12 protein-coding genes are annotated in these 13401 nt (G+C 72.8%); 7 read left to right on the top strand and 5 right to left on the bottom strand.

From position 1 onward, the window contains the following. Positions 1 to 2 precede the first annotated feature (2 nt). Both ACIPSC_RS06895 and ACIPSC_RS06890 read right to left on the bottom strand, forming a co-directional pair. The gene (locus ACIPSC_RS06895) at positions 3 to 911 is read right to left on the bottom strand and encodes an inositol monophosphatase family protein (protein WP_400823758.1); all 909 of its coding nucleotides are present in this window, start codon (positions 909 to 911) and stop codon (positions 3 to 5) included. Next, positions 908 to 2881, bottom strand: a complete 1974-nt coding sequence (locus tag ACIPSC_RS06890) for an aminotransferase class III-fold pyridoxal phosphate-dependent enzyme (protein ID WP_400823756.1) — start codon at positions 2879 to 2881, stop codon at positions 908 to 910. Before ACIPSC_RS06890 ends, ACIPSC_RS06895 begins: the two co-directional genes overlap by 4 nt. A gap of 283 nt (positions 2882 to 3164) precedes the next feature. On the opposite strand from ACIPSC_RS06890, the gene ACIPSC_RS06885 reads away from it, so the two are divergent. From ACIPSC_RS06885 to ACIPSC_RS06875, 3 genes are read left to right on the top strand one after another with little or no spacing between them, the layout of a single operon-like run. Continuing rightward, on the top strand, positions 3165 to 3992 hold the full coding sequence (locus tag ACIPSC_RS06885; protein WP_400823754.1) for a PfkB family carbohydrate kinase: 828 nt from the start codon (positions 3165 to 3167) through the stop codon (positions 3990 to 3992). Continuing rightward, on the top strand, positions 3989 to 4702 hold the full coding sequence (locus tag ACIPSC_RS06880; RefSeq protein WP_400823752.1) for an HAD family hydrolase: 714 nt from the start codon (positions 3989 to 3991) through the stop codon (positions 4700 to 4702). The genes ACIPSC_RS06885 and ACIPSC_RS06880 overlap by 4 nt, the downstream gene beginning before the upstream one ends. After that, complete coding sequence (locus ACIPSC_RS06875) at positions 4699 to 5586, top strand: glycosyltransferase family 2 protein (protein ID WP_400823750.1); 888 nt, start codon at positions 4699 to 4701, stop codon at positions 5584 to 5586. Before ACIPSC_RS06880 ends, ACIPSC_RS06875 begins: the two co-directional genes overlap by 4 nt. Before the next feature lie 67 nt (positions 5587 to 5653). On the opposite strand, the gene ACIPSC_RS06870 is transcribed toward ACIPSC_RS06875, so the two are convergent. The 3 genes from ACIPSC_RS06870 to ACIPSC_RS06860 all read right to left on the bottom strand — a co-directional run bounded on the left by ACIPSC_RS06870 (position 5654) and on the right by ACIPSC_RS06860 (position 8555). After that, positions 5654 to 7474 carry a glycoside hydrolase family 15 protein gene (locus tag ACIPSC_RS06870; RefSeq protein WP_400823748.1) on the bottom strand — a complete coding sequence of 607 codons (1821 nt, stop codon included), beginning with the start codon at positions 7472 to 7474 and terminating at the stop codon, positions 5654 to 5656. A gap of 203 nt (positions 7475 to 7677) precedes the next feature. After that, a complete protein-coding gene (locus ACIPSC_RS06865; protein ID WP_400823746.1) occupies positions 7678 to 8034 on the bottom strand; it encodes a hypothetical protein in 357 nt (118 codons plus the stop codon). Next, positions 8031 to 8555: a hypothetical protein gene (locus tag ACIPSC_RS06860; RefSeq protein WP_400823744.1), complete on the bottom strand. Its 525-nt coding sequence runs from the start codon at positions 8553 to 8555 to the stop codon at positions 8031 to 8033. The genes ACIPSC_RS06865 and ACIPSC_RS06860 overlap by 4 nt, the downstream gene beginning before the upstream one ends. A 215-nt stretch (positions 8556 to 8770) precedes the next feature. Between ACIPSC_RS06860 and ACIPSC_RS06855 the strand changes: the two genes are divergently transcribed. From ACIPSC_RS06855 to ACIPSC_RS06840, 4 genes are all read left to right on the top strand, one after another. Next, complete coding sequence (locus ACIPSC_RS06855) at positions 8771 to 10852, top strand: SpoIIE family protein phosphatase (RefSeq protein WP_400823742.1); 2082 nt, start codon at positions 8771 to 8773, stop codon at positions 10850 to 10852. A gap of 61 nt (positions 10853 to 10913) precedes the next feature. Beyond that, the gene (locus ACIPSC_RS06850; protein ID WP_400823740.1) at positions 10914 to 11237 is read left to right on the top strand and encodes a hypothetical protein; all 324 of its coding nucleotides are present in this window, start codon (positions 10914 to 10916) and stop codon (positions 11235 to 11237) included. 306 nt (positions 11238 to 11543) lie between these two features. Further along, positions 11544 to 12854, top strand: coding sequence for a type III PLP-dependent enzyme (locus ACIPSC_RS06845; RefSeq protein ID WP_400823739.1), 1311 nt, complete (start codon positions 11544 to 11546; stop codon positions 12852 to 12854). Next, positions 12851 to 13399 carry a GNAT family N-acetyltransferase gene (locus ACIPSC_RS06840; protein ID WP_400823737.1) on the top strand — a complete coding sequence of 183 codons (549 nt, stop codon included), beginning with the start codon at positions 12851 to 12853 and terminating at the stop codon, positions 13397 to 13399. Before ACIPSC_RS06845 ends, ACIPSC_RS06840 begins: the two co-directional genes overlap by 4 nt. The last annotated feature ends 2 nt before the right edge of the window (positions 13400 to 13401 follow it).

Below are 13401 nucleotides of genomic sequence, written 5' to 3'. Positions count from 1 at the left end.
GCCTACCAGCGGATCGAATCGATCAGCGCCGCGTGCAGCTGCGGTGTGCAGGCGGCGATGCACGAGCGCTGGTTCAGCGGGCCGATGTCCAGCAGCAGGGTGTCGTGCAGCGGCTTGCCGTAGGCGTCGGTGATGGTGACGCCCGCGCGTTCCGCCAGGTACACCGAGGCCGCGATGTCGTACGGGAAGAGGTGCAGGATGCTCCCGTGGCCCACCCGGCGGAAGTCCGCCTCGGTGTCGGGGCGGTCGCGCAGCAGCCGGTTCCCGATGTCGACGTAGGCGTCCATCTGTCCGGTGATGACCCGTGAGATGGAGAAGGAGGCGCTGTTGAACACGTACACGCCGCCGGTGTTGGCCGAGGCGTCGATCAGGTGGCCGTACGCCCCGGTCATCAACTCCGCCGGGTGGCCGTTGAACTCCAGCGACCAGAACATCCGCTCGGGATCGGTGGTGGCGGACAGGTGGGGGACCGGCACGGGGAAGCCGACGGCCTCGATCCCGGCCCCGTGGGCGTCGGCGTACAGCCGGTTGCCGGTCTTGATCTCCTGGAGCATCGCGTACCGGATGTCGCCGATGGTGGGCGCCTCGCCGAAGGGGGCCGCGGCGATCGAGACGCAGGCCATCTCCAGATCGGCGGCGGCGCCGCGGGTGCCGTCGATGGGGTCGATGATCAGGACGTATTCGGGCCGGCGGCCGATGGTGCGCAGGCCCTCGCTCTCGGTGTAGACGGCCACCGGCTCGCCCCGCTCCCGCAGGAAGTCCCAGGCGGCGCGTTCCGCGAGCACGTCGACGGGGAACTCCGCGTCGCCGCCCTTGGCCGTTCCCGCCACGTAGCGGCTGCCGACCTCCTGCAGCCCGTCGCGCACCGCTGCCCGGATCCGTCCGGACAGCTCCTGGACGAGGCCCCTCATGAGACCGAGAGGAAGAGTCGTTCCAGCAGGTCGCACATCTCGTCCGCCTCCTGACGGGTCATGATCAGAGCCGGGCGGACCTTCAGCACGTTGCCGTGCCCGTACAGCGAGGTACGCAGCAGCAGTCCGTGGTCCATGCCGAGTTCCGCGAGATGGTTGGTGAGCCGGGGATCGGGGCGGCCGTCGCGGTCCACGATGTCGATGCCGATCATCAGGCCGACACCGCGGACCTCCTGGACGAAGTCCACCTTGGTGGCCAGGTCGCGCAGCCGGTCGATGACGTACGCACCGACGGTCCGCACGTTCTCCAGGAAGCCGGGGCGGCCGATGACCTCCAGGGTCTTCAGGGCTGCCGCGGCGGCCAGCACGTTGCCGCCGAAGGTCGAGTTGATGTGGTGGCCCTCCACGCCGGTCAGCCGCTCCTCGGTCAGGATGCCGGCGACGGGCATCCCCGCGCCGCCGAGGCCCTTGCCGAAGGTCATCATGTGCGGGCTGACGCCGAAGTGGTCGGCTGCGAACATCCGGCCGGTGCGCCCGAACCCGGTCTGGATCTCGTCGAAGACCAGCACGATGCCGCGCTCGTCGCACAGCTCCTTGAGCGCCTGCAGATAGCCGTCGGGCGGGACGACGTTGCCGCCGTTGCCGCTGATCGGCTCCAGCACCACACAGGCCACCCGGCCGGTGCTCGCGTAGTCGATGAAGTCGTTGATCCGCTCGACGCACAGCAGCCCGCAGGTGGCCCGCTCCTGCCGGTAGAAGCAGCGCAGGCAGTGCGGGTCCGGGACGTGCACGACGCCGGGCAGGTGCGAGGGGAAGGGGGTGCGCCGGAAGGCGGCTCCGGAGGCACCGATCATGCCGAGGGTCTGGCCGAGGTGCCCGCGGAAGAGCGTGACCACGTCGGACTTCCCGGTGTGCACCTGGGCGATCTTGACCGCACTCTCGTTGGCGTCGGAGCCGCTCGCCGACTTCAGGTGCACCCGGGTGAGGTTCGGCGGCGAGACCTCGGCCAGCTTCGCCACCAGTGCGTTCAGCGGCTCGGTCTGGAACTTGGAGGTGACGTGGATGAGTTGGCCGGCCTGCTCGCGGACCACTTCCACGATCTCGGGGTGGGCATAGCCCAGGCTCAGGTTGAACGTCCCCGAGGAGCAGTCGAGGTAGCGCCGGCCGTCGTCGGAATAGAGGTACAGGCCCTCGCCCCTGACCACGCGGAGCTTGTCCGGCAGGTAGTAGTAGTGCTGCAGCACGGTTCCGACGTCCGCGCCCGGCGGAGCCTTCGGCGCGGCAGTGGATATCGCGGTACTGGTCTGTTTCATCGACTTTCCTCCGATGATTCCGGACAGATCGACGTGCTCGAACGACTCGAAACACAGATCCGCCTCGTGGAGATCGAGCGCGGCGGTCATCGAGTTCGGTACGGCGACGCAGCGGATACCGGCCCGTTTGGCGGCGCGCACGCCGCTGGGAGAATCCTCGAACGCCACCGCCCGCTCGGCGGGAATTCCCAGGGAATCCAGCGCCGCGACGTACAGGTTCGGCTCCGGCTTGGCGCTGGCCCGGTCTCCGTCGGCGCACTGGACCGTGCTCCACCCTTCGGCGAGGCCGCACTGCCGGGCGTATCTGGCGACCCACTCCCGGGTCGAGTTGCTGACGATCCCCCGGGAGATCCCCAGGGCGTCGACCGCTCCCAGGACACGGTGCACCCCGGGCCTGCCGCAGAGCCCGCCGAGCAGTTCCTGTTGCCGGCGGCGGACCCGTTCCTGCAGTTCCGCGCGGTCCACCGTGCACCCGGTGACCCGTTCGAGCTGCGTCCACAGGTCGCACCCGATGGTGCCGACGAGCGACGACCACGCATCGGCCGGAAGCTCGTGACCGAATTCCCGGAAGGTGTCCGCATGGGCACGGAATATCTCGGCCTCCGGATCCCACAGCGTTCCGTCGAAATCGAAGAAGATCGCATCCACGTCCTTCATGTGCACCTCCGTCGTGCGGCGGACGGCCGCGCGGCCAGGGCTGATGCATGAAGCCAGGGCGCCGGGGCGCCAAGCGTCCATCATCGCGGAGCCGGCCCCGTCCCGCCATTCACGGTTCGTCAACGTACACACGGGCGGCGCACGTAACAGTGCGTGCACGAGCGGCTGATGGTCGACTGGGAGCGATGTCGGCGACGGGTCGACGGAGAGTCGAGGAGCGATGGGCGAAGACACCCGCCCCGCCGGTCCGGGGGCTCCCTCGGGCCGCCCACGGGTGGCCGTGGTGGGGCACGTCGAATGGACGACGATCGCCGGCCTCGACGAGGTGCCCGCCGCCGGTGCGGTGGTCCACGCGGACCGGCTCTGGCAGGGCCCGGCCGGGGGCGGCGCGGTCGCGGCCGTCCAGCTGGCCGAACTGACCGGCGGCTGCACCTTCTTCACCGCCCTCGGCGACGACCACGCGGGGCGCCGCTCACGTGCCGAGCTGGAGCACCGCGGTGTCCGGGTACGGGCCGCACCCCGCCCCGGCCCCACACGCACGGCGGTGAGCGTGGTCGACCGTGGCGGTGAACGCACCACCATCACCCTGGGCGAGCGCCTGCAACCCGCCGCGGCAGATCCCCTCGACTGGGCGGAACTGGCTTCGTTCGACGCGGTGTTCTTCACCGCGGGGGACGCGGACCTGCTGCGCGAGGCCCGGCGGGCCGGCACGCTCGTGGTGACGGCACGTGAGTTCACCACCGTGCTGGAGTCCGGCGTCCGGGTCGACGCGCTCGTCGGCAGCAGCTGCGACCCGGCCGAGCACTGCAACCCGGCACTGCTGCGCACACTGCCCGGCCTGGTGGTCAGCACCGAGGGCCGGCACGGCGGAGTGTTCACCACGTGCGGCCAGGCCCCTCGGCGCTACCGTCCTGCCCGCGCCCCGGGCCCCCTGGTGGACACCTACGGCGTCGGGGACAACTTCGCGGCCGTGCTCACCTATGCGCTCGCCGCCGGCTCGACCACGGCCGACGCACTCGACCTCGCCGCGAAGCACGGCGCGGCCTGCACCACGCGGCGGGGCCCCTTCGCCGCTCGGCCCGCTCCCGCGCGACGGGCGGCCCGGGTGTGAAGCGGCTCCTCCTGCTGTGGGACATCGACGGCACGCTGATCGACGACGACCACGTCTGCGAGACGGTGTACCCACTCGCCTTCGAACGTCTCACCGGCCGGCCGGCCCTCCACCGCATCACCACCGCGGGCCGCACCGAACCGGAGATCATGGCCGAGCTGTTCCGCCGGCACGGCGTCGGCGGGGTCGAACCGGGCCGGGTCGCCGCCGAGCTGGTGACGCAGGTGCGGCGGCGGGCCGCCGAGCTCCGTACCGCCGGACGGATCCTGCCCGGCGCCGTCGAGGCCCTGCGGGCGATGGCAGCTCAGCGCCACGTCGCCCAGTCCGTGCTGACGGGGAACCTGCGGGCCAACGCCCTCCTGAAGCTGCGGCTGTTCGGACTGGCGGAGTTCCTGGATCCTGCGGTCGGCGCGTACGGCGGTGACGCACGCGAGCGGGCCGCCCTCGTCCCGGTGGCCCAGCGCCGTGCAGCGGCTGCGTACGGGCGCGCATTCGACGCCGACAGCACCGTCCTGATCGGCGACACCCCGCGGGACGTGCACGCAGGACGCATCGGCGGGGCCCGGGTGCTCGCCGTGGCCTCGGGCACGAGCAGCGCCGCCGAGCTGCGGGCGGCGGGGGCGGACGCGGTGCTGGCCACCCTGCGCGACACCGATGCGGTGGTCCACGCAGTCCGGGCCATGGGGCCGGCCGCGCGGAGCCCCGGATGAACGGGAACACCGGTCCGGTGGGCCTGGTCTCGGTCGTCATGCCCGCGCGGAACGCCCGGACCACGATCGCCGCGCAGCTGGAGGCGCTGAGCCGGCAGACCTATCCGGATCCCTGGGAGGTCATCGTCGTCGACAACGGATCGAGCGACGGCACCCGCGAGCTCCTGCGGTCCTGGCAGCGGCGCATGCCGCAGCTCAGAGTGGTGGACTCCGCCGAGGCCCGCGGCGTCAACCGTGCGCGCAACCTCGGCTGCCGGCACGCGCGCGGTGCATTCGTGCTCGTCTGCGACGCGGACGACGTGGTGGCGCCCGGATGGATGGCCGGCCTGGTCGACGCCCTGCGGACCAGCCCGGCAGCCGGGGGCGCGCTCGAACGCCGCCTGCTCAACGGGCCGGTGGCCCTCGCCGCGCGTCCGCCGAAGAAGTCCGACGCACTGCTCGACACCTTCGGCTTCCTGCCCTACCCGGCGGGCGCCAACTGCGGATTCCACCGCGAGCTCTGGAGCCGGCTGGGCGGGTTCGACGAGAGCTACCGCTACGGCGGCGACGACACCGAGTTCTTCTGGCGCGCCCAACTGGCCGGACACCGGCTGGCCTTCGCGCCCCACGCCGTCGTGCACTACCGGCTCCGCGACGAGGTACGGGCCATCGCGCGCCAGTTCTACGACTACGGACGCTCGCACCCCAAGCTCTACCGCGACTTCGCCGGCCGCGGCATGCCCGCCTCGCGGCTGGGCGACGCGGCCCGGGCCTGGTGGACGCTCCTCGTCCACGCGCCCCACCTGGTCGGCCCCGCGGACCGGCGCGCCCCGGTCGTCGCCCAACTCGCCCTGCGCGCCGGCCGCCTCGTCAGCAGCGCCCGACACCGCAGGTGCTACCTGTAGACCGGCGCGCCCACCGGCGCCGACGGTTTCGGCGGCCCCCGCCACCGGGGGCGGGTACCGAGGCCCGTCAGGAGCCCCGCCTCTCGTCCAGGGCGCTGTCCAGGGTGGTCGCCGCCATGATGAGGGAGAGGTGGGTGAAGGCCTGCGGGAAGTTGCCGAGTTGTTCGCCGGAGGGGCCGATCTCCTCGGCGAACAGGCCGACGTGGTTGGCGTAGGTGAGCATCTTCTCGAAGGCGTAGCGAGCCTGCCGCAGCCGCCCGGCACGGGCCAGCGCGTCGACGTGGAGGAAGGTGCACAGGCTGAAGGTGCCCTCCGAACCGCGCAGGCCGTCGGGCGAGGCGGCGGGGTCGTAGCGGTAGACCAGGCTGTCGGAGACGAGCTTGCGGTCCATGGCGTCGAGGGTGGAGAGCCAGGCCGGGTCGCGTGGCGCGAGCAGGCCGACCCGGGGGACGAGCAACAGGGAGGCGTCCAGGACGTGGCCGTCGTAGTGCTGGACGAGCGCCTGCTCCTTCTCGCTCCAGCCCTTGGTCATGATCTGCCCGAGGACCGCGTCGCGGGTGACGCGCCAGCGCGCGATGTCGGCGGGGCGGCTGAACTCCTCGGCCAGACGGATGCCCCGGTCGAAGGCGACCCAGGTCATCACCCGGCTGTAGGTGAAGTCCTGGCGACCGCCGCGGGTCTCCCAGATGCCCTCGTCGGGCCGGTCCCAGTTGTCGGCGAGCCAGTCGAGCATCCGCGCCATCGCCTGCCAGCTGCGGTAGCCGGTCTGGACGCCGACCTCGCGTCCTTCGGCCAGCGCGTACATCGCCTCGCCGTAGATGTCGAGCTGCAGTTGGTCCATCGCGGCGTTGCCGGCGCGGACGGGATAGGAGCCGCGGTAGCCCTCGAAGTGCTCCAGGACCTCCTCGGTGAGCTCCGGGTCGCCGTCCACCCGGTACATGATCTGCAGCCGTTCGCCGGGCAGTTCGAGCCGCTCGTGGAGTCGTTCGCCGAGCCAGCGGGTGTAGGCACCCGCCTCCTCGGCGAAGCCGAGGTCGAGCAGTGCGCGCACCGACAGCGAGGCGTCCCGGACCCAGGTGAAGCGGTAGTCCCAGTTGCGCTCACCACCGACCTGCTCGGGCAGGCCCATGGTGGCGGCGGCGATCGGGGCGCCGGTGGGGGCGTAGGTGAGGAGCTTGAGGGTGATCGCGGAGCGGCGGACCATGTCGGGCCAGCGGCCGCGGTAGTTGGCGGTGCGGACCCAGTCCTGCCAGAAGTTGACGGTGTCCCACAGCCCCTCGGTGATCTGCTCCTCGTTCATCGGGGGCGGCGCGGCGCCGTCGGCGGCGCAGACGGTGAGCACGGCGCCGGCGGTCTCGCCGGCGTTGAGCGTGACGGTGCCCGTCACGTCGTCGCCGGCGCGTTCCACCGGGAACGTCGTACGCAGGTGGCAGGCGATGCCGGGGGCGTGGAAGGCGGCGTGCCCGTCGTCGAGGCGGAGTTCGTGGGCGGCACGGCCGTAGTCGAAGCGCGGGCGGCAGTCGAGGGTGAAGGTGACGGTGCCGCGGACGACACGGATGGCACGGACCACGGTGTGACGGTCGGTGGGGGCGGTGGACGGGTTGGGCGGCATCCAGTCGATCAGTTCGCCGACCCCCTCGGGGGACATGAACCGGGTGACCAGGACGGCGGTGTCCGGGTAGTACAGCTGGCGGTGGGTGACGTCCTGGGCCTCGGGACCGATCCGGAAGTGGCCGCCGCGGTCGTGGTCCAGCAGCGCGGCGAAAATGCTGGGCGAGTCGACCCTGGGTGCGGCGAACCAGTCCAGCACGCCCTTGGCGGAGACCAGCGCGACGGTCTGGAGGTCGCCCACCAGACCGTGGTCGGCGATCGGCGGGTAGCGGTCCATCAGTACTCTCCGTGTTCGTGATCCGGCCCCCCCGGGCGACGCTGACCGAGGCCCTTCGGGCCGGCGGTTCCCGCTGACGGATTCGGCCGATGCACCCCCCGGACAGCCGAACCGCCGCGGAGGCCCGCGGGGGCGGCGGAATGCCGGGGGTGCACCCGGTGGCCGGGCCGTACTGACCCCCGGACGCCCGCCGCCCGAGCGCCCTACTCGGAGGCGAAGGCCTCCGGCGGGTGCTGGCGGTGGCCGCACACCCAGGCGAGGGCCTCGTAGACGCCGCGGGCGTAGTCCAGCTGGACGGAGCGGCCGCCGTGACCGAGCAGTTCGGTGCGGGCGGCGTCCGCCTCGGCGTGAAGCCGCGCGGGACCGGGTACGCCCGGCAGGGACGTCGCGGTGATGGGTGCGGCCACTTGGTGGCCCAGGGCCCAGCGCAGTCCGGCGAGGACTCCGCGTCCGTAGCGGCCGGTGCAGAACGGTGGGGTGTCGACCCGGGCGAGTACGCCTTCGAGGTCCTCCGGGGCACGTGAGCCGTCCGCAAGGTGAGCGGGTCGTCGGGCGGTCATGATCCGACGCTGCCTCTCCCGGTGAACGGCCGGGCCGTGTCCGCCCGCAGGGCGAGCACGGTGAGTGGCACGCGCAGGTAGAGGTGTTCCCACAGGCGGCGGAGCGCGCCCGCGACCGGCTCGCCGTCGAACCGCAGGCCGAGGCGTTGGAGCTGCGTGACGGCGTCGGCCACCAGGTCGGTGTCCACGTGCACCCGCTCGCCGACGGGACGCCCGGCGGCGAACAGGTCACCGATGTGGGCGGCGAGCCGGTCCCGGCCGGGACGGTCCCCGGCCGCTGGGGGTGGCAGTGGCCGTTCGTGCGCATGGGGCGGGCCCGCGGTCTTCAGTGCCGTGCGGAGACCGCCTGCCACGACGTCTGCCGTCGGGCCCGGGGTGCCGGCGCGCGGGTCCGCGAGGCAGTCGAGCACCGTGGCTACCGTGGTGAGCACGGCGGACTCCAGCCGGACCGCCGGCCGCCGGGGGCTGCGGGCGGTCACGGTCATGGGGACGGGCGCGGTGAGCTGGCTGGTGTCGTCCATGGGTGCCAGCCTGTCCCCGCCCGGGGACGGCGTGCGAGCGGAGACCGGCCGCCCAGGTGAACTCCCGGGCCGCCGAGACCGCAGAGCGTGCCTCGGGCCGCCCGGGCCGCCGCAGCACCTCCGGCAGGCAGAAGGTGCCCACCCCGGCAGGCAGAATGGGAAGGGAGCCAAGCTTCGCTCGACCTGTCCCACCGGCGGTGTGAGGAGGTGGCGGCATGCCGGATCGACTGGGATCGGCGGATGCGGCCCTGGCCGCGGGCGGCCTGCTGGACGTCCTCGGTGTGGCCGCCGTCGTGATCGACGAGAAGGGCCGGATCGCGCTGTGGAGCCCGCCGGCGGAAGACCTTTTCGGCTACGCCTGCGACGAGGCGCTCGGACGCCGGGCCGCGGACCTGCTCGTCGGGGCGGACCGCCGTGAAGCAGTGCTGGAGGCGTTCGACCGGGTGATGGCCGGCGAGGGAACCTGGGCCGGCGCGTTCCCCGCCCGCCACAGGGACGGCCACACCGTCCTGGTGGAGATGCGCAACATGCGCCTGCAGGCCGCGTCCGGCACCTGGTACGCGCTCGGGATCGCTTCCTCCCGCGAGACCCTCCAGAGGGTGGAGCGGGACCTGGTGCTGTGGGCGCGCTTGGTCGATCAGGCCCCGATCGGTCTCGGCGTCCTCGATCAGGACCTGCGCTTCGTCCTGGTCAATCCCGCCCTGGAGCGGATCAACCGCGTGCCGGCGGCCGGACACCTCGGCCGCACCCCCGGCGAGGTGCTGCCGCACGCGGACTTCACCGCCATCGAGGACCGGATGCGGCAGGTCCTGGCCACCGGCCGGCCGGTGCTGGAGGACTTCACCACCGGGCACGTGCCTCACGACGACAGCGAGCACGCCTGGACGTCCTCGTTCTACCGGCTGGAGGACCAGGCCGACCGGGTGCTGGGTCTGGCGATCGCGGTCATCGACGTCACCGAGCAGTACCGGCAGTCCCTCGCCGCCGCCCGGGCCCGCCGCCGCCTCGCCCTGATCGCCGATGCGTCGATCCGGGTCGGCACCACCCTGGACCTCGCCGCCACCGCCCGGGAGCTGACCGAGGTGATCGTGCCCGAGGTCGCCGACATCGCGGCCGTCGACCTCCTGGACGCCCTGCTTCCCGGCGCGGTCGGCAACCCGAACGACGGGGGGCCGCCGGCGTTCCGCGCGATGGCCCTCAAAGCCGCCCAACCCACGGCGGCCACCGCCGCCGCCGACCCGGTCGGCGAGGTGACGCGCTACCACGCGCAGCGGCTCGTGACCCAGGCCGCCGGCGGAGGCCACCCCGTCCTCGTGCCCCGGGTGCGCGCCGGCGACCTCCCGCGGATCGCCCGTGACGATCGGGCGGCCCGCCTCCTGGAGGAAGCGGGCGTCCACTCCTACCTGGCGGTGCCGCTGACCGCCCGGGGCCAGGTCCTCGGAGTCCTCGACCTCAAACGCACCCGCAACCCGGCCCCGTTCGACCGCGACGACTCCCTGCTCGTCACCGAACTCGCCGCCCGTGCCGCCGTCGCCATCGACAACGCCCGCTGGTACCAGCACCAACGCCACACCACCCTCGCCCTGCAACGCCACCTCCTGCCGCCCCGGCACGCCCCCCACCCGCCCGGACTCGAAATCGCCCACCGCTACCAGCCCGCCAGCGCCACCGACGACACCGGCGGCGACTGGTTCGACAGCATTCCCCTCTCGGGCGACCGCACGGCCCTCGTCGTCGGCGATGTCATGGGCTCCGGCATCAACGCCGCCGCCACCATGGGACAGCTCCGCACCACGACCCGCGCCCTGGCCCGACTCGGCCTCGATCCGGGCGACCTCCTCACCCACCTCGACACCACCACCCGCGACCTCGGCGACGCCATGGCAACCTGCCTCATCGCCCTCTACGACCCCGCCACCGGCCGCTGCCGCTTCGCCGACGCCGGCCACCCACCCCCCGTCCTCACCCGCCCCGGCCACGCCCCCCACCCCGTCCCGCTGGACCCCGGCCCACCGCTCGGCGTGGGCGGTCTGCCCTTCCCCACCCACGACCTCACCCTGCGGCCCGGGGACGACCTCGTCCTCTACACCGACGGCCTCATCGAGGTCCGTGACCAGGACATCGACCAGCGCCTGCACACCCTCACCGATCTGCTCGCCGGTCCCCGCCGCCCCCTCGACGACACCTGCGACCTCCTCCTGGCCGCCCTGCGCCGCCCCGACACCCACGACGACGTCGCCCTCCTCATCGCCCGCGTCCTCGCGGCCCCCGGCGACTCCTCGGATCCACCGCCGTAGCCCTCCGGGACGGACGCGAGGCGGGCCCGTCCCCGGCCCCCGGCCGCTCAGGATCACTGGCGTGCCGTCCTGGACGGCGGCGCGGGTGGCGGTGACCGCGCCGCACGAGTCCTGGCCGAGGACGACGACCAGCGGACTGCCGGGCACGTCGACGCCGTACTCGATGCTCGACGTCCGGACGATCTGCGGCGGCGTCCGACAGGACCTGATCGTCAAGATCATGGACGCTCGCGCCGACGTCGTTCGGGTGGTTCTGCACACCGAACGGTGGCTGGGGGTTCCGCTGCGACTGCCGGTGGCGCGGTTCGTTCGAGCACTGTCCTCACACCTTCGTGTGATTCGCGTTCCGTCCACACCGGGCCGAGGGCAGGAGGCCGGAGCGTGACGGGGTTCCTGCCCTCGGTCGGCAAGGGATGCACGGGGGAACGTGGGGGCGAGGTGGGGTTCGGCGTGGAGCTAGCGCCGAGCAGGGTCTCGCGCCCGTCGGCTGTTCCTGCCGGTCAGTGCGAGGGGGGAGGGCAGGCCCGCGGGTGCGCAGCAGGGCAGGTACAGGTCGTGGGAGTACGTAGAGTGCGGCGGGGAGGGAGTCCGGGTCAGGTGTCAAGACCGACCGTTGGACTCCCTCGTTTCAATCGCATGCGTGCCGGCAAGCCCTTGGCACCAATCATCCAGTCGGACCGGGAGTTCACACGTGAGGCCTCAGACCACCGACATGCGCCAGAGCGCCGTAGGGCGCTGGACGGCCGACGATGGTGGAACCGGCCACCGCGCCCCGGCCACTGCGCGCGCATCCACCATCCGCCTCCCCGATCAGCGCGACCACTCCGCCCTGCGCGCCGCGCTCGCCGCTGCCACCGAGGACGCCATCATCTACGACCTGGACGGCATCGGCCGCCAGTACACCGCGCTGTGCGCCGAACTGCCGGGCGTCGCCGTCCGGTTCGCGATGAAGGCCTGCCCGGTGGACGAGGTGCTCGGCCACCTCGCCCGGCTCGGATCCGGCTTCGACGCTGCCAGCCCGCAGGAGATCGCCCAGGCGCTGCGCACCGGAGCGGACCCCGGGTCGATCCACTACGGAAACACCGTCAAGTCGGACCGCAACATCGCCGAGGCCCACCGGCTGGGCGTGCGCGACTTCGCCACCGACTGCGTGGAGGACATCGCCGCGATCGCCGAACACGCCCCCGGATCAAGGGTGTTCTGCCGGATCGCGACCACCGGCGAGGGCGCGCTGTGGGGCCTGAGCCACAAGTTCGGCTGCTCGCCCGAGGACGCCCCACGGGTGCTCGACGCCGCCCGCACCGCCGGGCTGGTGCCCTCCGGCCTGTCCGTGCACGTCGGCTCCCAGCAGATGACCGTCGAGGCCTGGGCCGCGGCGATCGACTCGCTGGAGGAGGTCCTGGAGGCGCTCCGCCGGCGCGGCATCGTGCCGGACCGGATCAACCTCGGCGGTGGGCTGCCCGCCCTCGGCGTGCTGGACCGGCGCGGCAGGCCGCTGGAACCGCCGCTGGACAAGATGTTCGTGGTGCTCCGCGAAGGCATGGAGCGGCTGCGCGCCGTCAATGCCGCGCCACTGGAGTTCCTGCTGGAGCCCGGCCGGCACCTGGTGGCCGACCACGGCGCGATCCGCGCCCACGTGGCACGGCTCTCCGCCCGCCGCCGGCTCGACGGCACCCGCGAGGACTGGCTGTACCTGAGCTGCGGGAAGTTCAACGGCCTGTACGAGATGGACCAGTTGCAGTACCGGCTGGAGTTCCCGACCCACTCCGGCAGCCGGTTCGTGGACGCCGTGGTGGCCGGTCCCACCTGCGACAGCGACGACGCGTACGCCCAGGAGGACGGCCTGGTACGCGTCCCGCGTGAGGTCGCCTCCGGAGACCCGGTGTGGGTCCACTCCTGCGGCGCGTACGCCGCCGCCTACGCCACCCAGGGCTTCAACGGCTTCGCGCCGCTGCCGTACACCTGCGTCGGCGGCCCCGCTCCGGACGGAGGAGACGCATGACCGACACCCGGATCCGGCTGCTTCAGGAGGAGGACTGGGACGAGGTGGTCGCGCTGGAGGAACGCGCCTACGCCCCGAGCGGCCTGTCCGAGGGGCGGGAGGCGCTGCGCTCCCGGCACCGCGCCTCGCCCTCGACGTGCTTCGTGCTGGAGCACGCGGGCGGCTTCGGCGGCTACCTGCTCGCACTGCCGTACCAGCGGTTCCGCTGTCCGGACCTGAGCCTGACCGAGGAAGGCGGGGTCCAGGAGAGCAGTCAGGGAGGCAATCTGCACGCCCACGACCTGGTGATCGCCGAGCGGGCGCGCGGTAGGGGACTGGCCCCCCGGATGCTGTGGCATCTGGAGGAAGCCGGGCGGGCAGCCCGCTGCCGGACCCTCTCCATGGTCGCCGTACGCGGCTCGCACGTGCTGTGGACCCCGTTGGGCTACCGGGCCCGGCCCGAGGTCGGGCTGCCCGCGAGCTACGGCGCCGAGGCGGTGTACATGATGAAGCCGCTGGAACCCACTGCTGACAGCCCGGCCGCTCCGGCCTTGCCGCCCACCTGACG

Source organism: Kitasatospora sp. NPDC090091 (assembly GCF_044747365.1).
In the GTDB taxonomy this organism is placed as follows: Bacteria; Actinomycetota; Actinomycetes; order Streptomycetales; family Streptomycetaceae; genus Kitasatospora.
Note: the sequence above shows the minus strand (reverse complement) of the source record. Positions and strands in the feature narration are given on the sequence as shown.